General features: G+C 62.1%; 18 protein-coding genes and 1 other RNA gene. 10 read left to right on the forward strand and 9 right to left on the reverse strand.

What is annotated here, in order from left to right; genetic code table 11:
• Window positions 1-82: 82 nt before the first annotated feature.
• The 4 genes from ligA to AC1UK9_RS09760 all read left to right on the forward strand — a co-directional run bounded on the left by ligA (window position 83) and on the right by AC1UK9_RS09760 (window position 6,116).
• A complete protein-coding gene (ligA, locus tag AC1UK9_RS09745; RefSeq protein ID WP_482579928.1) occupies window positions 83-2,440 on the forward strand; it encodes an NAD-dependent DNA ligase LigA in 2,358 nt (785 codons plus the stop codon).
• A 120-nt stretch (window positions 2,441-2,560) separates the two neighbouring features.
• On the forward strand, window positions 2,561-3,727 hold the full coding sequence (locus tag AC1UK9_RS09750; protein WP_482579929.1) for a zinc-binding metallopeptidase family protein: 1,167 nt from the start codon (window positions 2,561-2,563) through the stop codon (window positions 3,725-3,727).
• A 111-nt stretch (window positions 3,728-3,838) separates the two neighbouring features.
• An RNA gene (ffs, locus tag AC1UK9_RS09755) (signal recognition particle sRNA small type) lies at window positions 3,839-3,935 on the forward strand.
• A gap of 231 nt (window positions 3,936-4,166) precedes the next feature.
• A complete protein-coding gene (locus tag AC1UK9_RS09760; RefSeq protein ID WP_482579930.1) occupies window positions 4,167-6,116 on the forward strand; it encodes a hypothetical protein in 1,950 nt (649 codons plus the stop codon).
• Between the two features lie 28 nt (window positions 6,117-6,144).
• Here AC1UK9_RS09760 and AC1UK9_RS09765 read toward each other — a convergent pair whose 3' ends face one another.
• Window positions 6,145-6,894 (reverse strand): substrate-binding periplasmic protein, encoded by a 750-nt coding sequence (locus tag AC1UK9_RS09765; protein WP_482579931.1) that lies wholly within the window; start codon window positions 6,892-6,894, stop codon window positions 6,145-6,147.
• 145 nt (window positions 6,895-7,039) lie between these two features.
• On the opposite strand from AC1UK9_RS09765, the gene dnaX reads away from it, so the two are divergent.
• The 5 genes from dnaX (at window position 7,040) to AC1UK9_RS09790 (ending at window position 12,972) form a co-directional block, all read left to right on the forward strand.
• A complete protein-coding gene (gene dnaX / locus AC1UK9_RS09770; RefSeq protein ID WP_482579932.1) occupies window positions 7,040-9,151 on the forward strand; it encodes a DNA polymerase III subunit gamma/tau in 2,112 nt (703 codons plus the stop codon).
• Window positions 9,152-9,219: 68 nt separating this feature from the next.
• Complete coding sequence (locus AC1UK9_RS09775) at window positions 9,220-9,558, forward strand: YbaB/EbfC family nucleoid-associated protein (protein WP_025110351.1); 339 nt, start codon at window positions 9,220-9,222, stop codon at window positions 9,556-9,558.
• Window positions 9,559-9,859: 301 nt separating this feature from the next.
• Complete coding sequence (locus AC1UK9_RS09780) at window positions 9,860-10,894, forward strand: NADP-dependent oxidoreductase (protein ID WP_025110352.1); 1,035 nt, start codon at window positions 9,860-9,862, stop codon at window positions 10,892-10,894.
• A 66-nt stretch (window positions 10,895-10,960) separates the two neighbouring features.
• The gene (recR, locus tag AC1UK9_RS09785; protein WP_121184536.1) at window positions 10,961-11,563 is read left to right on the forward strand and encodes a recombination mediator RecR; all 603 of its coding nucleotides are present in this window, start codon (window positions 10,961-10,963) and stop codon (window positions 11,561-11,563) included.
• Window positions 11,564-11,823: 260 nt separating this feature from the next.
• Window positions 11,824-12,972, forward strand: coding sequence for an acyl-CoA dehydrogenase family protein (locus AC1UK9_RS09790; RefSeq protein ID WP_482579933.1), 1,149 nt, complete (start codon window positions 11,824-11,826; stop codon window positions 12,970-12,972).
• A gap of 111 nt (window positions 12,973-13,083) precedes the next feature.
• On the opposite strand, the gene AC1UK9_RS09795 is transcribed toward AC1UK9_RS09790, so the two are convergent.
• Both AC1UK9_RS09795 and fnr read right to left on the reverse strand, forming a co-directional pair.
• A complete protein-coding gene (locus AC1UK9_RS09795; protein ID WP_025110354.1) occupies window positions 13,084-13,632 on the reverse strand; it encodes an adenine phosphoribosyltransferase in 549 nt (182 codons plus the stop codon).
• A 78-nt stretch (window positions 13,633-13,710) separates the two neighbouring features.
• A complete protein-coding gene (fnr, locus tag AC1UK9_RS09800) occupies window positions 13,711-14,445 on the reverse strand; it encodes a fumarate/nitrate reduction transcriptional regulator Fnr (RefSeq protein ID WP_025110355.1) in 735 nt (244 codons plus the stop codon).
• A gap of 155 nt (window positions 14,446-14,600) precedes the next feature.
• Here fnr and AC1UK9_RS09805 point away from each other — a divergent pair, with 155 nt between their 5' ends.
• A complete protein-coding gene (locus AC1UK9_RS09805; RefSeq protein WP_473015046.1) occupies window positions 14,601-15,083 on the forward strand; it encodes a hypothetical protein in 483 nt (160 codons plus the stop codon).
• Here the strand turns inward: AC1UK9_RS09805 and hemN are convergent.
• The 6 genes from hemN to ccoG form a co-directional block, all read right to left on the reverse strand.
• Complete coding sequence (gene hemN / locus AC1UK9_RS09810) at window positions 15,080-16,462, reverse strand: oxygen-independent coproporphyrinogen III oxidase (protein WP_473015047.1); 1,383 nt, start codon at window positions 16,460-16,462, stop codon at window positions 15,080-15,082. The genes AC1UK9_RS09805 and hemN overlap by 4 nt on opposite strands.
• A 198-nt stretch (window positions 16,463-16,660) precedes the next feature.
• Window positions 16,661-17,344, reverse strand: coding sequence for a sulfite exporter TauE/SafE family protein (locus AC1UK9_RS09815; protein WP_482579934.1), 684 nt, complete (start codon window positions 17,342-17,344; stop codon window positions 16,661-16,663).
• A complete protein-coding gene (gene ccoS / locus AC1UK9_RS09820; RefSeq protein ID WP_025110359.1) occupies window positions 17,337-17,549 on the reverse strand; it encodes a cbb3-type cytochrome oxidase assembly protein CcoS in 213 nt (70 codons plus the stop codon). The genes AC1UK9_RS09815 and ccoS overlap by 8 nt, the downstream gene beginning before the upstream one ends.
• 22 nt (window positions 17,550-17,571) lie before the next feature.
• A complete protein-coding gene (locus tag AC1UK9_RS09825; RefSeq protein WP_482579935.1) occupies window positions 17,572-20,022 on the reverse strand; it encodes a heavy metal translocating P-type ATPase in 2,451 nt (816 codons plus the stop codon).
• A gap of 121 nt (window positions 20,023-20,143) precedes the next feature.
• On the reverse strand, window positions 20,144-20,683 hold the full coding sequence (locus AC1UK9_RS09830) for a FixH family protein (RefSeq protein ID WP_025110361.1): 540 nt from the start codon (window positions 20,681-20,683) through the stop codon (window positions 20,144-20,146).
• A gap of 11 nt (window positions 20,684-20,694) precedes the next feature.
• Window positions 20,695-22,110, reverse strand: a complete 1,416-nt coding sequence (gene ccoG / locus AC1UK9_RS09835) for a cytochrome c oxidase accessory protein CcoG (RefSeq protein WP_025110362.1) — start codon at window positions 22,108-22,110, stop codon at window positions 20,695-20,697.
• Between the last annotated feature and the right edge of the window lie 112 nt (window positions 22,111-22,222).

Raw genomic sequence — 22,222 nt, forward strand, 5'->3', positions numbered from 1 at the left:
TAAGATTGCCTCGTGATCAGAGGCAATCGGCAATATGGATTGAGCAGCCTCGGCTGCTCTTTTGCTTTATGAGAGAACACCCATGACCGCCGCCAAAAACCGCATTCTAGAGCTGCGCGCTGAACTCGATCAGCACAACTACCGTTACCACGTCCTCGACGAGCCGAGCATTCCGGACGCGGAGTACGACCGGTTGTTCCACGAGCTCAAGGCGCTGGAAGCGGCCAACCCGGAACTGATTACCAGCGATTCGCCGACCCAGCGGGTCGGCAGCGTGGCCCTGACCGCGTTCACCCAGGTGCGTCACGAAGTGCCGATGCTCAGCCTTGGCAACGCCTTCGAAGAAACCGACATGCGCGAGTTCGATCGCCGGGTGACCGAAGGGCTGGATCTGCCGGCCGGTGATCTGTTCGGTGGCGGCGCGGCGGTGGAATACAGCTGCGAACCGAAACTCGATGGCCTGGCGGTCAGCCTGCTGTATCAGGACGGCGTGCTGGTGCGCGGCGCCACGCGTGGCGATGGCACCACCGGCGAAGACATCAGCGTCAACGTGCGCACTGTGCGCAACATCCCGCTCAAGCTGCATGGCGAAGGCTGGCCTGCGACCCTGGAAGTGCGCGGTGAAGTGTTCATGTCCAAGGCCGGTTTCGAGCGCCTCAACGCCTCGCAACTGGAAGTCGGCGCCAAAACCTTTGCCAACCCGCGCAACGCCGCGGCAGGCAGCCTGCGTCAGCTGGATTCGAAGATCACCGCCAACCGCCCACTGGAATTCTGCTGCTACGGCATTGGTCAGGTATCTCACGATATCGCCGATACGCACATCGGCAACCTCAAGCAATTGCAGGCGTGGGGCATGCCGATCAGCCATGAGCTGAAACTGGCCAAAGGCATCGGTGAATGCCTGGATTACTACCGCGACATCGGCGAGCGACGTAACGCGCTGGCCTACGAAATCGACGGCGTGGTGTTCAAGGTCAACAGCATTGCCGATCAACGCGAGCTGGGCTTCCGCGCCCGCGAACCGCGCTGGGCGATCGCGCACAAATTCCCGGCGATGGAAGAGCTTACCGAGCTGCTCGATGTGGAATTCCAGGTCGGCCGCACCGGCGCCGTCACCCCGGTGGCGCGTCTGAAGCCGGTCAAGGTCGCCGGCGTCACCGTGGCCAATGCCACGCTGCACAACATGGATGAAGTGGCGCGTCTGGGGCTGATGATTGGCGACACCGTGATCATCCGCCGCGCCGGTGACGTGATCCCGCAAGTGGTGCAAGTGGTCATGGATCGTCGTCCCGAGAATGCACGCGCCGTGCAGATTCCCGAGCGTTGCCCGGTCTGCGGCTCCCACGTCGAGCGCACGCAACTGGTCAAGCGCAGCAAAGGCAAGGAAACCATCAGCGAAGGCGCGGTGTATCGCTGCGTCGGCCGACTGGCCTGTGGCGCGCAGTTGAAGCAGGCGATCATCCACTTCGTCTCGCGCCGCGCCATGGACATCGAAGGTCTCGGCGACAAGAGCGTCGAGCAACTGGTTGACGAAGGTCTGGTCAGTTCGCCGGCCGATCTGTATGCGCTGAAATTCGACGATATTGTCGATCTGGAAGGCTTCGCCGAGGTCTCCAGCAACAAGCTGCTGGCTGCGATCGAAGACAGCAAGAAGCCAGGGCTGGCGCGCTTCATCTACGCCCTCGGTATTCCCGATGTCGGCGAAGAGACGGCCAAGGTGTTGGCGCGCTCGCTGGGTTCGCTGGAGCGCGTTCAGCAAGCGTTGCCGCAAGTGCTGACCTACCTGCCGGACGTCGGGCTGGAAGTGGCTCACGAGATTCACAGCTTCTTTGAGGATGCGCACAACCAGCAGGTGATCACCGAACTGCTGGGGCACGGTCTGCAGATTCAGGATCAGGGCGAGCTGGGCGCCGAGTTTGCGGCCAGCACCACGCTGGGTGGCTTCCTCGACAAGCTGCACATTCCTTCGGTCGGCCCGGGCGGCGCGCAAAAACTGGCGGACAAGTTCGGTTCGCTGGAAGCGGTGATGGACGCCGACTGGCTGGACATGCGACAGGCGCTGCCGGAGAAGCAGGCGAATTCGGTTCGCGATTTCTTTAAGTCGAAAGACAATCAACAGCTTGCCAAAGATTCCGAAAAGCAACTGCGCGATTTCGGCATGCACTGGCAGAGCGAGAAGAAAGTCGTCGAAGGTTTGCCGCTGTCCGGCGAGACCTGGGTGCTGACCGGCAAGGTTGAGCTGATGAGCCGTGATGTGGCCAAGGAACATCTCGAAAGTCTGGGCGCGAAAGTGGCCGGCTCAGTGTCGGCGAAAACTCATTGCGTGGTCGCAGGTCCCGGTGCTGGCTCGAAACTCACCAAAGCCAATGAGCTGGGTGTGAAAGTGATGGACGAAGAAGCGTTTATCGCATTCCTCAAAACCCACGGCCTTCAGGTTTAACGCAAAACCCTGTGGTGAGGGGGCTTGCCCCCTCACCACAATGATTGCCTCGTGGTACTCGTGGGAACGATGTTGTCCTGGCAATGATCTAGTCTTGGCAAGCCCCAGGGAGAGATCGCCATGTACCGCTTTTTCGAGCAGCTCAGTTCTCGCATCGTCGCGCCGTTCATGGGCGAGTCTTCACGCAACAGCAAAATCTGGCCGTGCCGCTGCGGCCAGTCACTGTTCTTTCGCAACAGCCAGTGCCTGGCCTGCAATGCGGCGCTGGGCTACCAGCCTGAAGAAAGTCGCATCACGTCATTGTCGCCCGGTGTGGAGAACGGCACCTGGACGCTGGATGCCGATCCCGATGCCGGCCTCTTTCGCCGCTGCGCCAACCTCGATACCCCCGCCGCATGCAATTGGCTGCTTCCCGCCAATGTCGATGATGCCTTGTGCGTCGCCTGCAGCCTCAACCGCACCATTCCCGATCTGTCCGCCCCGGAAAATCCCGAGCGCTGGCGCAAAGTCGAAATCGCCAAGCGGCGCCTCGTTGCGCAGTTGATCACCCTCGGCCTGCCGGTCATTGCGAAGAGCGTGGATGAAGACACCGGCCTGGCCTTCGACTTCATTGGCGTCGATCTTGAGGGCAATGCGCCAATGACCGGCCACGCCAACGGCCTGATCACCCTCGACATCAAAGAAGCCGACGACGCTCACCGCGAGCAGGTGCGGGCGGCGATGCATGAACCCTACCGCACGCTGCTCGGGCATTTCCGGCATGAAGTCGGGCATTACTATTGGGATCGGCTGATTGCCAACGGCCCGTGGCTTGAAGCCTTTCGCAGCCTGTTTGGCGATGAACGCGCCAGCTACGCCGAAGCGCTGGACCGTCACTATCAGCAGGGCGCACCGCTGGACTGGCCGCAACATTACGTCAGCGCCTACGCGACCATGCACCCGTGGGAAGACTGGGCCGAAACCTGGGCGCACTACCTGCACATGATGGACGCGGTGGACACCGCGCTGGGTTTCGGCATGAGTGCGCGTGAAATGGATTTCGACTACCAGCCGTTTCCACCCAGCACCCTGTACGACCCGCAGCACCCTGGCGGCGCGGCATTCCTCTCGTTCGTCAATGCGTGGATCGAACTGGCCGGTATGCTCAACGAGCTGTCCCGCAGCATGGGTCAACCGGATTTCTACCCGTTCGTGCTGCCGGCGGCGGCGATTGCCAAGCTGCACTTTATCCATCTGGTGATCCAGCAGGCGGGCGGCAGGGCGGACGAGGTGCTCCAGGCGCAATAGCAAGTGCTTGAAGCCCTTCATATTTTTAATCTGAAACCAACGGTTGTAACTTCGCTTCAGATAGGTACAATGGCGCGGCTCGCCGACAGGTGAGTGTCGTTATGGTGACCCTATCGGTCCCCCCGCAACGATTACCCGTGAACCTGGTCAGAGCCGGAAGGCAGCAGCCACAGCGGGAACATTGTGTGCCGGGGTGTGGCTGGTAGGGTTACCACCTTAACGAACATCGAACGAATCAACACCGAACTGCATGGGTTTCGCCCACTGCGGTTTTTTTATGCCTGCGATTTGAGTCTTCACCCCAATCCTGGTGGCAGCGAGCCTGCTCGCGAAGGCAATATCCCCAATGCCTGTTCAGCCACCGAGGTTGAACAGTGGCATACTCCACCGTCTTGCTGCGCGCGTCGTTGACAAGTTCGCGCCCTGGCTACGAGGTTGTATGCACCCGGAACATCACGATTTATCCACCGCCGTTTACTTGCCCGTGACGGATGAAACCTGCACAAGCCTGTTGCAGCCCGAGGGCGCGAAAATCCTCGGCGAGCTGACGGATGCGCAACTGGCCGCGGTGCTGGTCATCCAGAATCTGGCTCAGGCCGCCGAAAAGGATCTCACCGCAGCAGCGGCGGAGAAGGTCCTGGCCAGGCTGATCGCCTGGGCGGTCGATGGCCGGGCAGGGTTATTGTCGGAAGCGCAGCGACTGTTCGATCCGCGTCAGTTGTATTTCGGGCTGAATGCCATCCGGCGACTGAACCTGCGGTTGCTGTTGACTGAGGAAGTGTCGGCGCAGGATTACCTGCTGCCCGACGGCAAATGGGATGACGAGTTCAAGACTCGGCATCACGCCGTGAATAATCCGTTCAGCCAACAGATGATCAGCCCGATCCATCGCGAGCGTTGGCTGAGCACGGCGCAAGACAAACTGGTCAGGACTTTCCGCGCCAATCTGGACGAAGACCTGCATGTGCAAGGCTATGCCGGGATTGGCAAGAGCCATTTGCTCGGGGCCTTGACCGAATGCCTGCCACCTCAGAAAACCCTGCTGCTGGCACGCACGCCGGAGAAACTCGCGACGCTCTGCCAGCGCATGGGCGTGACCGCTGACCGCAAGCCCGGCATCACCTTCGAAGCCTTCGCGCGCGGGCTGATTCACGGCCGCAAACCGCAGCCGGCAGGGGCGGTTACCAGGTTGGCGAGCAAGCAGAAGGTGGCGCAGGAGCTGAATATCCTCGGCTTTCGCGGCCATGACGGGCAACGCACCTTCAACGTTTGCCTGGAAACCCTCGAGCGCTACTGTCAGTCCCGGGACTACAGCCTGAGCGCCCAGCATCTGCCGTATTTCCAGCTGTCGTTGTCCAGTCTCGAATCCAAGGTGCTGCTGGAGTATTCCAGTCGAGTCTGGACTTACCTCGAGGCCAACCCGGCATGGGGCCGACAGACTGGCTTCGAAGCATTGTTGTTGATCAAACGCGCGAGTCTGGCCGGCTGCGTGGTGCCGCCTCGCTATACTCACGTGCTGATCGACGAGAGCCAGGACATTCCCGCCTCGCTGCTGCAGATCATCGAACGCGGCCGCCAGGTGCTGATTACCCTGGGCGATGAGTACCAGCACGCCAGCCGCGATCTGGTCAGAAGAAAGCGCGAAGTGCGCCAGAGCGATATCACCTATTCGGTCCGCTCGGGGCGTAACGTCGAGCGTCTGGTCAATCCGCTTATTTCCCGGCACTCGGAAAAGAGCAAGGTGCCTTTCGAAGGCGCGCGCGAGGCGGACGTCGGCATCGAGTTTTATCCACAGGGCTTTGTGCCGCCTGAAGGTTGCGTGGTGCTGACGGCGTCAGCGTGGGACACGATGAAGTGGGCCATGCAATTGCACGATGCCAATTGCCTGTTCAGCTTTGCCGACATGAAAGCGCAGCGCGACCTCGAACACTTCATGACCACCGCCATCGAGCTGTTCAGGGTCGACTTCTACAGTGCCGAGCACAGCGAAAAGGGGCCGCATCGGTATTTCAGCGACTTGCCCGACTGGCAGCATGTACGCGATGCCAATCAGTTCGACGAGGCGTTTCTGTGGGTCGAGGCCGAGTTGCAAAAGGGCTTCAAGGTGGCGGATCTGACCCGCCTGAACCGGATGATCGGTGGCCCCGGCAAAAGCTGCCTGCTGATGCAGGCGCAGGAGGCGGGCGGCATGGAGTTCGACCGGGTGCTGCTGACGCCCGAGCTGCTGACCAACGTCAAGTTCAAGGACGCCTATGCGTTCGATGAGCGGATCTGCGCCGTGTACATCGCCATTTCCCGCGCCCGGCAGCAGCTGTTTCTGCCGTACGACGTGGTCGAATGGATCGAGTTTCACGACTACCAGAAATTCCGCGAGTCGCACGGTTACTGAGCACCTGACAACACTCCCCCACAAGGAGTTATGGGGTGTTTTCAGAGGACCCGGTATACAACCGGATAATGTCATCAATCTCCCCCGACATTTTCATCCGCAGCAACGTACGCAAGATCCGCTGCACCGGCACCTGCGGATCATTCCTCACGTAACAGCCGACATGTTGTTCCTGCAGCACCGCCACCCCTTGCAGTTGCTGCTCGGGCAGCAGGCGCTGATTGAACCAGTCCAGCGTCCATTGATTGCTCACGGCGAAGTGGTAGCGGCCGGCCAGCAGTTTTTCCAGCACTTGCTCCTGATTGCGCGCATCGTCGCGTTGCAGGCGGTTGGCGTCGAACAGTGGTTGCAGGGTCGGGTAGCTGTAGCCGAGTACGGTGCCGATCGATTGGCGCGGGAGGCGGGCGGGATCGACATGGGGTGGTTGATCCCGGCGGCTGATCAGCAGGTCGCGCTGGAACAGCAGCGGAATACTCCAGATGTAATCCCCGGACTGATTCGGCAGCCACGATTGTGCGGCATAGCAGCGCACGTCGACTTCGCCGCGTTCCATGGCGTTCTGCACCCGGGTACGCGGCAGGACGTGAAATTCGGCCGGCACACCGACCTGCGTTGCCAGGCTGAGCATGATGTCGTGGAGGATGCCCTGGGTCGGCCGGCCACGTTCCAGTTGCACCATCGGCATTGCCCAGCTGTCAGCCACGACGAAACGCAGCGGGGGCTCGGCCGCCGCCGCGCTCAGGCAGACTCCCAGCAACGCTCCCACGGCCCAACGCATAAACGCTCCGGTAATTCTCGATCCCGGGCCGATAAAAGCCTCTGGTCATGCAGCTTAGCCATATTAGACGAGGACACCGGATGCAATTTTGCCCTTGCTCCGCTAGCATTAGCCGCTTCAGCTTCCTTCGTTGCGACGGTTTTCGATGAGTTATCAGGTTCTTGCACGTAAATGGCGTCCGCGCTCGTTCCGCGAAATGGTCGGCCAGACCCATGTGCTCAAGGCTCTGATCAATGCCTTGGACAGCCAGCGGCTGCACCACGCGTACCTGTTCACCGGTACGCGCGGGGTCGGTAAGACCACCATTGCGCGGATCATTGCCAAATGCCTGAACTGTGAAACAGGTATCACTTCCAGCCCGTGCGGCGAGTGTTCGGTGTGCCGTGAAATCGACGAGGGCCGCTTCGTCGACCTGATCGAGATCGACGCCGCGAGCCGGACCAAGGTCGAAGACACCCGCGAACTGCTCGACAACGTGCAGTACGCCCCAAGCCGTGGGCGCTTCAAGGTCTACCTGATCGACGAAGTGCACATGCTCTCCAGCCATTCCTTCAATGCGCTGCTGAAAACCCTTGAAGAGCCGCCGCCGTACGTCAAGTTCATCCTGGCGACCACCGACCCGCAGAAACTTCCGGCAACGATTTTGTCGCGCTGCCTGCAGTTCTCCCTGAAGAACATGACGCCGGAACGCGTCGTCGAGCATTTGACCTACGTGCTGACGGCCGAAAACGTGCCGTTCGAAGACGATGCACTGTGGCTGCTCGGGCGCGCCGCTGACGGTTCGATGCGTGACGCCATGAGCCTGACCGATCAGGCCATCGCTTTCGGTGAGGGCAAGGTACTGGCCACTGACGTGCGGGCGATGCTCGGCACGCTGGATCACGGTCAGGTCTACGACGTGCTGCATGCGTTGATCGAAGGTGACGCCAAGGCGTTGCTCGAAGCCGTGCGTCACCTGGCCGAGCAAGGCCCGGACTGGAACGGCGTGCTCTCGGAAATTCTCAACGTGCTGCACCGTGTCGCCATCGCCCAGGCGTTGCCGGAAGGCGTCGACAACGGCCATGGTGACCGTGATCGTGTGTTGGCACTGGCTCAGGCGCTGCCGGCCGAAGATGTGCAGTTCTATTACCAGATGGGCCTGATCGGCCGCCGCGACTTGCCGCTGGCGCCGGATCCCCGTGGCGGTTTCGAAATGGTCCTGCTGCGGATGCTGGCCTTCCGGCCAGCCGACACGGCGGACGCCCCGAGGCAACCGCTAAAGCCAGTGGGGATCAGCCAGGCCACAGTTGATTCCGCAAACTCAGTGGCTGCCGCGCCGAAACCTGCTCCGGTAGTCGCTGCGGCGGTTGCGCCGACGCCCGTACCTGCAGCGGCTGCTGCCCCGGCGCCAGTTCCGGCCCATGAGCCTGCGCCTGTGGTGGTCGCCGAGCCCGCGCCTGCGCCAGAACCGCAGCCAGAGCCCGAAGCGATCGTCGCCGAAGAGGTTGTCGATCTGCCGTGGAACGACCCGGTCGAGCCCGAGCCCGAGCCCGAACCTGCGCAACAACCCGCCGTCGAGCCCGTGCTGGAAACCACCGCCGAGCAACCCGAGTTGCCGCCGATGCCACTGCCGACCCCGGACAGCGTCGTCCCGCAGGCTCCGGAATGGGCCGCTGCGCCGATTCCCGAGCCGTCGGTCGCCGACGTCGATGCCGCCACGCCGGGCATGGATCTGGACGACGAGCCGCCGCTGGACGAAGACTACATCGAGCCGGACATGGATTCGGCTTACAGCTACCTTGACGACCTGGCCAGCGAACACACCGCCGAGCCAGTCCCGGAACCTGAGCCTGAGCCGGCCGCCGCGCCGGCCACCGGTCTGGCGCTGCAATGGCTGGAGCTGTTCCCGCAACTGCCGATCTCCGGCATGACCGGCAGCATCGCCGCCAACTGCACGCTGATCGCGGTTGATGGCGACCATTGGTTGATGCACCTGGACCCGGCGCACAGTGCGCTGTTCAACGCCACGCAACAACGGCGCCTGAACGATGCGTTGAACCAGTTCCACGGTCGCCCGCTGACCCTGACCATCGAGCTGATCAAGCCCGAACAGGAAACCCCGGCGCAGGCCGCGTCCCGCCGTCGGGCCAACCGTCAGCGCGAGGCGGAGGACTCGATCCACGGTGATCCGTTCATCCAGCAGATGGTCCAGCAGTTCGGTGCGGTCGTCCGACACGATACTATTGAACCTGTCGACGCCCTGGTCACTCAGGGCTAATAACTGAAGGTGCTCGGCGAGCAATCGCCGGGCGCTGTTTTGATCCAAGTACGTTTGAGGTGATTCCCATGATGAAAGGTGGCATGGCCGGCCTGATGAAGCAGGCGCAGCAGATGCAGGAAAAAATGGCCAAGATGCAGGAAGAACTGGCCAACGCCGAAGTCATCGGCAAGGCCGGTGGCGATATGGTCACCGTGGTGATGACCGGTCGTCACGACGTGAAAAGCGTCAGCATCGACCCAAGCCTGGTTGAAGGCATGAGCGAAGACGACAAAGAGATGCTGGAAGCCGTGGTGGCTTCCGCCGTCAACGACGCCGTGCGCAAGATCGAAGCCAACAGCCAGGAAAAAATGGGCAGCATGACTGCCGGCATGAACCTGCCAGCGGGTATGAAACTGCCATTCTGATTCGCCATTGCGCGGCAGATGAGCTACACAAAATGCCAGGCATCGCGCCTGGCATTTTTGTTTCTGCCGGATCGTCATGTGTTGGCAGGGCTGACGCCTTCGAAGCAGGCTCGCTCCCACAGGGGAATGCATTTCAAATGTGGAAGCAGGCTCGCTCCCACGGGGAATGCATTTCAATTGTGGGAGCGAGCCTGCTCGCGAAGGCGTCGACTCGGTTGATCTGATAAACATCGAACCCGCTACCGCCACAAAGGTCTGCTCCCTATACCCCTGAATTCCCCCATTCACAGGAGACGCTGACATGTCCGACCCTCTGACGCTCAACCAACGCTTCGTCCTCGCTTCGCGCCCGGTCGGCGCGCCGACCCCGGAAAATTTCCGACTGGAACGCGAAGCGCTGCCGGACCTTGAAGACGGCCAGGTGCTGCTGAAAACCCTGTACCTGTCGCTCGACCCTTACATGCGCGGGCGCATGAGTGACGCACCGTCCTACGCCGCGCCGGTACAAATCGGCGAAGTGATGACCGGTGGTGCTGTCAGTCGTGTCGAGGATTCGCGCCATCCGAAATTCCACCAGGGCGATCTGGTGGTCGGTCTCACCGGTTGGCAGAGTCACAGCATCAGCGACGGACGCAACATCATCCCGATCCCGTCCGGCCTGCCGAGCCCGTCGATGGCCCTCGGTGTGCTGGGCATGCCGGGGATGACCGCGTACATGGGGCTGATGGACATCGGTCAGCCCAAGGAGGGCGAAACTCTGGTGGTGGCGGCTGCGTCCGGGGCGGTTGGTTCGGTGGTCGGCCAGGTTGCGAAAATCAAGGGCCTGCGCGCCGTCGGCGTAGCCGGTGGGGCCGAAAAGTGCAGGTACGTGGTCGAGGCGCTGGGTTTTGACGCGTGCATCGATCACAAGGCGCCGGACTTTGCCGAACAACTGGCCAAGGCTTGTCCGAAAGGCATCGACATCTATTACGAGAACGTCGGCGGGCATGTGTTCGATGCCGTGGTGCCGCTGCTCAACCCCAAGGCGCGGATTCCACTGTGCGGGCTGATCGCCGGCTACAACGCCTCCGAGGCCCCGAAAGGCCCTGATCGTCTGCCAATGCTGCAACGCACGCTGCTGACCAAGCGCGTGCGTATTCAGGGCTTTATCGTGTTTGACGACTATGGCGACCGCCAGCCGGAATTCATCAGTCACATGGTGCCGTGGGTGCGCGATGGCAAGGTGAAGTTCCGTGAGGATGTGGTGGAAGGCCTGGAGCAGGCGCCCGAGGCGTTTATCGGTCTGCTGGAGGGGCGCAACTTCGGCAAACTGGTGGTGAAGGTCGCCCAGGACTGAGCATTTGACGCTGGCCGGAGGCGCGGGTATAAACCGCGTCTCGTTGTTTTGTCGGACTTTTTACCCATGAGCTTCAGCCCTTTGATTCGCCAACTGATCGACGCCCTGCGAACCTTGCCGGGCGTGGGTCAGAAAACCGCCCAGCGCATGGCGTTGCAATTGCTCGAGCGTGATCGCAGCGGCGGCACGCGCCTGGCCCAGGCCTTGAGCCAGGCCATGGAAGGGGTTGGTCACTGCCGTCAGTGCCGCACGCTGACCGAAGACGATCTGTGCCCGCAATGCGCCGATACCCGCCGCGACGACACGCTGCTGTGCGTGGTGGAAGGGCCGATGGACGTTTACGCGGTGGAGCAGACCGGTTTCCGTGGCCGCTACTTCGTGCTCAAGGGCCATCTGTCGCCGCTCGACGGTCTGGGGCCTGAGGCGATCGGGATTCCGCAGTTGATGACTCGGATTGAAGAGGCGGGCACCTTTACCGAAGTCATCCTCGCCACCAACCCGACGGTGGAAGGTGAGGCCACGGCGCATTACATCGCTCAGCTCCTGAGTAACAAGGGTCTGATTGCCTCGCGCATTGCTCACGGTGTGCCGCTGGGTGGCGAACTGGAACTGGTGGATGGCGGGACGCTGGCGCATTCGTTTGCCGGGCGTAAACCGATCTCTCTCTGAGTTACAGGGCGTCTGAACAGACGCCTTCGCGAGCAAGCCCACTCCCACATTGGACCGCATTCAATCTGAATGAACGTGATCGAATGTGGGAGCAAGCCCACTCCCACATTGGACCGCATTCAATCTGAATGAACGCGATCGAATGTGGGAGCGAGCCTGCTCGCGAAGGGCGCACCTCGGTTCATCTGATTCGCACAATTGTATTGAAAACCAAGCAAGCGCTCGGTTAACGTCGGCCAACCCTTCGATGGAGTTCGCCGATGCCTGCCTTCCAGGAATACTTCGACCCCAGCCACCAAATGGTCCGCGACAGCGTCAGGCGCTTCGTCGAGCGCGAGATTTTGCCGGACATCGATGCGTGGGAAGAAGCCGAAAGCTTTCCCCGCGAGCTGTACCTGAAGGCGGGCGCTGCGGGGATTCTCGGCATCGGTTATCCCGAAGCGCTGGGCGGCAGCCACGAAGGTGATCTGTTCGCCAAGGTCGCCGCCAGTGAAGAACTCATGCGCTGCGGTTCCGGCGGCCTGGTCGCCGGGCTGGGTTCGCTGGATATCGGGCTGCCACCGATCGTCAAATGGGCGCGGCCCGAGGTGCGCGACCGCGTCGTCCCGCCAGTGCTCCGCGGCGAGAAAATCAGTGCACTGGCGGTCACCGAGCCCGGCGGCGGCTCGGACGTCGCCAACCTGCAAACCCGCGCTGTGCGTGACGGCGAGTTCTATCGAGTCAGCGGCAGCAAGACCTTCATCACCAGCGGCGTCCGCGCCGACTTCTACACTGTCGCGGTGCGCACTGGTGCGCCGGGTTTCGGCGGCATCAGCCTGTTGTTGATCGAAAAGGGCACCCCAGGCTTCACCGTAGGCCGCCAGCTGAAGAAAATGGGTTGGTGGGCCTCGGACACCGCTGAACTGTTCTTCGATGATTGTCGGGTGCCTGTGGCCAATCTGATCGGTGCCGAGAACATGGGGTTTGCCTGCATCATGGGCAATTTCCAGAGCGAGCGGCTGGCGCTGGCACTGATGGCCAACATGACCTCACAGCTGGCGCTGGAGGAGGCTTTGAAGTGGGCGCGCGAGCGAGAGGCGTTCGGCAAACCGATCGGCAAGTTTCAAGTGATCAAGCATCGGCTTGCCGAAATGGCCACGGCGTTGGAAGTGTCGCGCGAGTTCACCTATCGGCAGGCGGCGAAGATGGCGGCGGGGCAGAGTGTGATCAAGGAAATTTCCATGGCCAAGAACGTTGCCACGGACACCTCGGACCGGATCACCCGCGAAGCGGTGCAGATACTCGGTGGGCTGGGTTACATGCGCGAGAGTCTGGTGGAACGGCTGTATCGCGATAATCGCATTCTGTCGATTGGCGGCGGGACGCGGGAAGTGATGAACGAGATCATCAGCAAGCAGATGGGGCTTTAGATTTTGCGGTGGGTCTGCAGGCCTCATCGCGGCCAGGCTCACTCCTACAGAGGAACGCGTTCCAGATTGTAGGCGTGAGCCTGCTCGCGATGGCGACCGGATGGGCGCTGCTTACTTGTCAGTCAAAGCAAACTGCGTCAGGCAGAACGTCGGAATCCCCATGTCTTCCAGACGCTGCGAGCCACCCAGCTCCGGCAGATCAATGATTGCCGCTGCCTCATGCACTCGCGCACCCATGCGGCGGATCAGGTTGGCGGCTGCGATCAGCGTGCCCCCGGTGGCAATCAGGTCATCGAACATCACCACCGAGTCGCCCTCGCACAGGCTGTCGGCGTGCACTTCCAGGAACGCTTCGCCGTACTCGGTCGCGTAACCCTCGGCCAGCACGTCCGCCGGCAATTTGCCCTGCTTGCGGAACAGCACCAGCGGCTTGTTCAACTGATAAGCCAACACCGAACCGATCAGGAAACCACGCGCATCCATCGCGCCGATGTGAGTGAAGTCGGCTTCCACATAGCGGTGGGCAAAGCTGTCCATCACCAGGCGCAGGGCCTTGGGCGACTGGAACAGCGGAGTGATGTCGCGAAAGATCACGCCCGGTTTCGGGAAGTCGATCACGGGGCGGATCAGGGATTTGATGTCGAAGGAGTCGAAGGCCATCGTCGAGGTGTCCTGGCAGGGCTGCAAACGGCGCAGTATACCCGCGGCTGAAACGCTTCGCTCAACCGCGGATCGAGATCAGCCTTCGAGCGAGCCGCCGGCCAGGGCGCAGAGCTGGATCGGGTCGAGGATGTGGATCTCCTTGCCCTCGGCGGCGATCAGTTCGTTCTGCTGGAAGCGGGTGAACACCCGGGACACGGTTTCCACCGCGAGGCCCAGGTAGTTGCCGATTTCGTTACGCGACATGCTCAGGCGGAACTGGTTGGCCGAGAACCCGCGAGCGCGGAAACGGGCCGACAGGTTGACGAGGAACGTGGCGATGCGCTCGTCGGCGGTTTTCTTCGACAACAGCAGCATCATTTGCTGGTCGTCACGAATTTCGCGGCTCATCACGCGCATCAACTGGCGGCGCAGTTGGGGCAGTTGCAGGGCCAGTTCGTCGAGGCGTTCGAACGGAATTTCGCAGACCGAAGTGGTTTCCAGCGCCTGAGCCGACACCGGGTGCTTTTCGGTGTCCATGCCGGACAGGCCGACCAGTTCGCTCGGCAGGTGGAACCCGGTGAGCTGCTCTTCGCCGGTATCGCTCAGGCTGAAGGTCTTGAGGGCGCCGGAGCGTACTGCATAGACGGAATCGAAGGTGTCGCCCTGGCGGAACAGGAACTCGCCCTTTTTCAGTGGGCGACCACGTTTGACGATTTCGTCCAGCGCATCCATGTCTTCCAGATTCAGAGAAAGTGGCAGGCAGAGAGGGGCCAGGCTGCAATCCTTGCAATGGGCCTGGTTGTGAGCGCGCAGTTTAACTGGCTCGGACATTTCTTGAATCCTTGTGGGAAAACACACATAAGCCGTAAGGGTAACCCACGGGAGGACATTCAGGCCAGTCCATGGCGACTTTGTCCCACGGGCGTAAAGCCGCGGGGCAAGTGGCCGATAAAGGGGTATCACCACGTATGCAAGGAACCGCTTCGATGGCCGCCATTGACACGCTGAACCCCGGTAACAGCGGCGTTGCGCCTGTGCCGAACACCGCCAGGGCTGGCGCCGGGGCTGAGCAGAATGCCGACACGTCGCTGTTGGCAACCCCGACCTTGGTCGAGGGCGTCAAAGTGTCGCTGTCCAATGCCTCCATCGAAAAAGCCTTCAGCGCCGGGGGCGAGAACAGCGACATCGAAGACAGCGGCTTGCCCGAGAACGTCCAGCAATTGCTGAAGATGATTCGCAAACTGCAAAAAGAGATCGCCGAGAAGAAAGCCCGGATGGCAGCGGTCATGGCCGACAAGCGGCTGTCCAACGAGCAAAAGGTCAACATGCTCGCCGCGCTGCGCGGTGCCATTGCGGCGTTGAACACAGGCCTGATCAGCGCCAATCTTGCCCTGTCCAAAGTCATGGACCAGTCCGGTCTGTCCGCCGAGCAAAACCTCAAGCTTGGCTCACTGCTGACAAAGAACTAGATCACCCGTGAGAAGCGCTGACGGTTCTGTTGTTCCAGATACGCGTCAAACACCATGCATACCGAACGTACCAGCAGGCGTCCGGCCGGCAGTACTTCGATCCTTTCGGGATCCAGCGTGATCAGGCCATCGTTGGCCATGCCTTGCAGTTGTGGCCACAGCGCGCCGAAATAACCCTGAAAATCGATGTTGAACGCTTGCTCGATCGCGGCGAACTCCAGGCTGAAATTGCAGATCAGTTGCTGGATCACCGCGCGGCGCAGGCGGTCGTCGGCGTTGCACACCAGGCCCCGACTGGTCGCCAGTTGCGCGGCGGCGAGGGTGTTCTGGTACTGGTTCAGGTCGCTGCTGTTCTGGCAGTACAGGTCGCCGATCTGGCTGATCGCCGACACCCCCAGGCCAATCAGGTCGCAATGCCCGTGGGTGGTGTAGCCCTGGAAATTGCGCTGCAGGGTCTGTTCTTCCTGGGCGATCGCCAGTTCATCGTCGGGCAGGGCGAAGTGATCCATGCCGATGTAGCGGTAACCGGCGGCGGTCAGTTGTTCGATGGTGCGCTGGAGCATTTCCAGTTTTTGCGCCGGGCTCGGCAGCTCGTTGCTGTTGATCCGCCGCTGCGGCATGAAGCGCTCCGGCAGGTGCGCATAGTTGAACACCGAGAGCCGGTCTGGTTGCAGGCTGATGACTTCTTCGACGGTGCGCGCGAAGTTCTCCGGCGTCTGCTTGGGCAGGCCGTAGATCAGGTCGATATTGATCGAACGAAATTGCAGGGTGCGCGCGGCGTCGATCACTGCGCGGGTTTCTTCCAGACTCTGCAGGCGATTGACCGCCCGTTGCACCGCCGGATCAAGGTCTTGCAGGCCGATGCTGACCCGGTTGAAGCCGAGTTCGCGCAGCAGGCCCATGGTCGACCAGTCGGCCTCGCGTGGGTCGATCTCGATACCGTAGTCACCGGAATCGTCATCCAGCAGATTGAAGTGTTTGCGCAAATGCGCCATCAACTGCCGCAGCTCGTCGTGGCTGAGGAAGGTCGGGGTACCGCCACCGAAATGCAGTTGCTCGACTTTCTGCGCCGGTTCCAGGTGGCAGGCGATCAGCTGGATTTCCTGCTCCAGCCGTTGCAGATAAGGTTGTGCACGACCGCGATCCTTGGTGATGACCTTGTTGCAGGCGCAGTAGTAGCAAATGTTCGCGCAAAACGGCACGTGCACGTACAGCGACAAGGGACGCAGCGCCTTGCGGCTGTCGCGCAGGGCGTGGAACAGGTCGAAGGTGCCGACCTGACTGTTGAATTGCACGGCCGTCGGGTACGAGGTGTAGCGCGGCCCCGCCAGGTCGTAGCGGCGGATCAGATCAGTGTCCCAACGAATGGCGTCGAGCATGCGGGCATTCCCCGGATAGGCTGGCAGTGTGGCGAGTCTATCGGGGCGCAGCGCGGGGGCTCTTGATTTGCATCAACGGGGAGGAGGGGTGTTGGTCAGGCGGGCCTCTTCGCGAGCAGGCTCGCTCACACAGGGGATGTGTGGGCTACACACGATCAGTGTGGGAGCGAGCCTGCTCGCGAAGGCCGCACCGCCAATCTAATGCCCCATCAGCCAATGCTGATGCGGGCCGGGCAAGGTCCAGATCCCGAACAGAATCACCAGCAAGCCACCGGCCATGCGCACGCTGCGCTTGCGCAGCAGCGCGGTTACACGTTCGGCGGCAAGCCCGGTGGCGAGCAGCACCGGCCATGTTCCCAGGCCGAACGCGAGCATCAACAACGCACTGTCCAGCGCATTGCCCTGACTCGCCGACCACAGCAGCGTGCTGTAAACCAGTCCGCACGGCAGCCAGCCCCACAGCGCGCCAAGCAGCAGGGCGCGAGGCAGTGTCGACACCGGCAGCAAACGGTTGGCCACCGGTTGGATGTAGCGCCACAAGCCACGACCGAGACTTTCGATACGGGTCAGGCCGCTCCACCAACCGGCCAGATACAGGCCCATGGCGATCAGCAGCAACCCGGCGAGGATACGCATGAACATCGCTGCCGGGCTGTTCGCCACCGCCCAGCCGGCGAGGCCGATCAGCAGGCCGGCAGTGGCGTAACTGAGGATGCGTCCGAGGTTGTACGCCAGCAGCAAGCGAAAACGCCGACTGCGCTGTTCCTTGGGTATCGCCAGGGTCAGCGCGCCCATCAGGCCGCCGCACATGCCCAGACAATGACCGCCGCCGAGCAGGCCGAGGATCAGTGCCGAAACCAGCAGGGGCGCCAGCTCAAGCATGGGGTGGCGCCTTGTCCTGCGGTTTGTCGGACTTGGCTTCGTCCACGGCAGCGGTGTGGTTCGGGTCCTGATCATCGAACAGGATGCTGTGGGCCGGGCCGTCGAGGTCGTCGTACTGACCGCTGTCCACCGCCCAGAAAAAGATGTACACGGCGATGGCCACGATCAGCAGGGCGGCGGGGATCATCACGTAAAGGGCTGGCATCGGTACTCCAGGCTCGTGCGGCTCAAGCCGGCAACGGGCGGGTTTCTGAGCGGGTGCCGACGACCGGCGCGCTCGGCAGGCGAGTCAGGCGCAGGGCGTTGAGCACCACGGTCAACGAACTGATCGACATGCCGACCGCGGCCCACACCGGGGTGATCCAGCCGAGGGCAGCGAACGGCAACATGAGGCCATTGTACAGCGCCGCCCACAGCAGATTCTCGATGATTACCCGGCGGGTGCGCCGTGCCAGTGTGAAGGCCTGCACCAGCGCGTCGAGGCGATTGGACAGCAGCACCGCATCGGCACTGGTTTTCGCCAGGTCGGTGGCCGAACCCATGGCCACGCTGATGTCGGCAGCGGCCAGCACCGGCACGTCATTCACGCCGTCGCCGAGCATCAGCACTTTGCGACCTTGTGCGTGCAGTTGTTGCAGCACTTGCAGTTTGTCATCCGGACGCAGACCGCCACGGGCCTCATCAATGCCCAGCTCGGCGGCAACACTGGCAACCATCGGTGAGCTGTCGCCCGACAGCAGCAACGTGCGCCAACCGCGCGCCTTGCACGCGGCGAGCAGGGCGGGCGCATCGTCGCGCAGGCGGTCGTCGAGTACGAACCAGGCCAACGGTCCGTGATCGTTGCCGAGCAGCAGCCATTGCCCCGGCTCATGCGGCATCGCTGGCACAGGCGCGCCGCTGAGCTCGCAGACGAATTCTGCCTGACCGATGCGCAAGCGCTGCGCGCCGACCCGTCCTTCGAGACCAAGCCCCGGTGTGCTGTGCACCTCTTCGGCGGCCAGCGGTGCACGGCCGAAGGCGCGGGCAATCGGGTGTTCCGAGCGGTTTTCCAGCGCCGCGGCAAGGCTCAGGCATTGATCGCTGTTCAGCGTGCCCAGCGGGCGAATCGAACGCAGCACCAGGCGACCTTCGGTCAGGGTGCCGGTCTTGTCGAAAATCACCGTGTCGATCTGGTTCAGGCCCTCCAGCACATGGCCGCGTGTCAGCAGCAGGCCGAGTTTGTGCAGGGTGCCGGTGGCGGCAGTGAGCGCGGTCGGCGTGGCGAGCGACAGTGCGCAGGGGCAGGTCGCCACCAGCATCGCCAGGACAATCCAGAACGCGCGTGACGAATCCAGCTCCCACCACAGCAGGCCAATGGCTGCCGCCGCCATCAGCGACAGCAGCAGAAACCACTGCGCGGCACGGTCGGCAATTTCCGCCAGCCGGGGTTTTTCGGCCTGGGCGCGATCGAGCAGGCGGACGATGGCCGACAGCCGTGTGTCCTGGCCCAGCGCCAGCACTTCGACGGTCAATGCGCCTTCGACATTCAGTGTGCCGGCGGTCACGGCGTCGCCCTGCGCACGCGGTTGTGGCAGGTATTCGCCGGTGAGCAACGATTCGTCGATGCTCGACTGGCCATCGAGGATCTTGCCATCGGCCGGCAGAATCGCACCGGGCTGCACCAGTACCCGGTCGCCCAGGCGCAATTCGCTGAGCAGAATACGTTCGCTCTGGCTGTCGGCGTCGAGGCGCAGGCACGAGGCCGGCAGCAGATTGACCAGTTGCGCCGTCGCGGCGGCGGTGCGCTCGCGGGCGCGGCGTTCCAGATAGCGCCCGGCGAGCAGGAACAGCGCAAACATGCCGACCGCATCGAAATACAGCTCGCCGACCCCGGTGATCGAGGTCCAGATCCCGGCGATGTAGGCGCTGCCGATCGCCAGCGACACCGAAACGTCCATGGTCAGGTGGCGTGTGCGCAGATCGCGCATCGCGCCTTTGAAGAACGGCGCGCAGCTGTAGAACACGATCGGCGTGGTGAGGAACAGCGCGACCCAGCGCAGGATCGTGTGCAGCTCGGGGCTGAGGTCGATGTTGAATTCCGGCCAGGTGGCCATGGTCGCCATCATCGCCTGGAACCACAGCAGTCCGGCGACGCCGAGCTGGCGCAGGGCCAGACGGTTTTCGCTGGCCAGTTGTTCGCTGGCGCGGTCGGCCTGGTATGGGTGCGCGGCGTAACCGATGTGGCGCAGTTCGGCGAGGATCTGGCTCAGCGGCAATTGCGCGTCGGCCCAGCGTACATGCAGGCGATGGTTGGACAGGTTCAAGCGCGCCTCGGCCACCGCTGGCAGGGTGCGCAGGTGTTTCTCGATCAACCAGCCGCAGGCGGCGCAGCTGATGCCTTCCATCAGCAGGGTGGTTTCGGCGAGTTCGCCTTCGTGTCGCACGAAAGGCTTTTGCACATCGGCGCGGTCGTACAGTGCCAGTTCATCGGTCAGTTGCACCGGCAGTGCTTCGGGGTTGGCCGAGGCTTCGCTGCGATGCTGGTAATAGCTTTCCAGACCACCGGCGACAATGGCTTCGGCCACGGCCTGGCAGCCGGGACAGCAGAACTCGCGGGACTCCCCGAGCACGACGGCGGTGAAGCGACTGCCGGACGGGACGGGCAGTGCGCAGTGGTAGCAGGGGAGTGGGGTGGTCATCAGAGACATCTATGTTGTCGGCAAGGGCCTCTTCGCGAGCAGGCTCGCTCCCACATTTGATTTGCGTTGTTCACACAACCTGTGGGAGCGAGCCTGCACGCGAATGCGCGAAGCGCAGGTTTTATTTATCCAGGTCTTCCGCGCCCTGCAGCGGTTCATCACCCAGCAGCAGATCCTTGTCATGGCTGACCTGTTCTTCTTCGAACATGCGCCATACGTGGTCATCCTGAGTGCCCAGCAGCTCGACAAAGCGGCGGCCTTCAACCTTGTCGCCCAACTGGCCGATGTAGCGGCCGGTTTCGGTTTCGCTGCGGGTCAGGACGATCTTGCGATCCTTCTCCGGCTGGGTCGGCGAGATCAGGTTCAGCTCCAGGGTTTTCGGCTGGCTGTCGCCACTGAGGCGCAGGTCGACTTCGCCGGTGACGCTATCCAGGTGCACGTTGGCGCGCATCTTCAGGTTCTGCGCCAGCAGCTCGCGATCCAGTGAGCGGTTGATGCCCTTGCCGGCTTCGTAGTAGTTGTCGTTGACCAGGTTGTCCGGATTGTTCACCGCGATAGTCACCATGGACAGCGTCAGGGTCACCGAGCAGGCCAGAATCCCGATGATGATCCATGGCCAAAGGTGCTTGTACCAAGGACTTGCGGCGTTTGCTGCGGGCATGTTCAGTTCTCTCAACGGTTTTGTGGGCCGATGAATCGGCTCTTGGCTTCAACGTGGACGCTGTCATCGTCGGCATCCTTGAGGAGGAATTTCACCTCGTTGGTGCTCGACGGCAATTGTTCCGGTGCGCTCGACAATTCCACCGGCATGCTGAAGATTTCGCCGGCCGGGACCTTGATCTCGCGTTTGCCCTGCAAGCGCAGGTCCGGCAGGCCGGTGGCTTCCAGCACGTAGGTGTGGTCGCGCTGATCCTTGTTCATGATCTTCAGGCTGTAGACGTTTTCGATTCGGCCTTCGGCATTCTCGCGGTACAGCACGCGGTCCTTGCTGACGTCGAAGCCGACCAGCGAGCGCATGAAAAATGCGGTCACCAACAGGCTGATCATCGCCAGTAGCACCACCGCATAGCCGATCAGGCGTGGCCGCAGTTTATGGGTTTTCTGGCCCGACAGGTTGTGTTCGGTGGTGTAGCTGATCAGCCCGCGCGGGTAGTCCATTTTGTCCATGATCGCGTCGCAGGCGTCGATGCACGCCGCGCAGCCGATGCACTCGATCTGCAGGCCATCACGGATGTCGATGCCGGTCGGACACACCTGGACGCACATGGTGCAGTCGATGCAGTCGCCCAGGCCCTGGGCCTTGTAGTCGACGCCTTTCTTGCGCGGGCCACGGCTTTCGCCGCGCCGCGGATCGTAGGAAACGATCAGGGTGTCCTTGTCGAACATCACGCTCTGGAAGCGTGCGTACGGGCACATGTAGATGCACACCTGTTCGCGCAGCCAGCCGGCGTTGCCGTAGGTGGCGAGGGTGAAGAAACCGACCCAGAAGTACGACCAGCCATCGGCCTGGCCGGTGAAGAACTCGAACACCAGTTCGCGGATCGGCGAGAAATAGCCAACGAACGTCATGCCGGTGACGAAACCGATCAGCAGCCACAGTGAATGCTTGGCGGCTTTGCGCAGGAACTTGTTGGCGCTCATCGGCGCCTTGTCGAGTTTGATGCGCTGGTTGCGGTCGCCTTCGGTGACCTTTTCGCACCACATGAAAATCCATGTCCACACGCTTTGCGGACAGGTATAGCCGCACCAGACGCGGCCGGCGTACACGGTGATGAAGAACAGGCCGAACGCGGCGATGATCAGCAGGCCCGACAGCAGGATGAAGTCCTGCGGCCAGAAGGTTGCGCCGAAGATGAAGAATTTGCGTTCCGGCAAGTTCCACCATACCGCCTGATGGCCGCCCCAGTTCAGCCAGACCGTGCCGAAATACAACAGGAACAGGGCAGCGCCGCCCATCATCCGCAGATTGCGGAACAGGCCAGTGAAAGCGCGGGTGTAGATTTTTTCTCGAGAGGCGTAAAGGTCGACGCTGTTGTTGGCGTTCTTGCTGGGTGGTGTGACGTCGTGTACCGGAATCTGGTTGCTCATCATTGCATCCCACGGCAGTGGAAAAATGCCTCGGTCGATACGTGCCGACCGCGGTCAGAAAGAGGTGTTGCAGTGGCGCAATGATACGCCGGTCGCTCTGGCTCAAGGGTGC

The sequence above is a fragment of the Pseudomonas sp. AK-TSAG1-1 genome, from assembly GCF_056821665.1.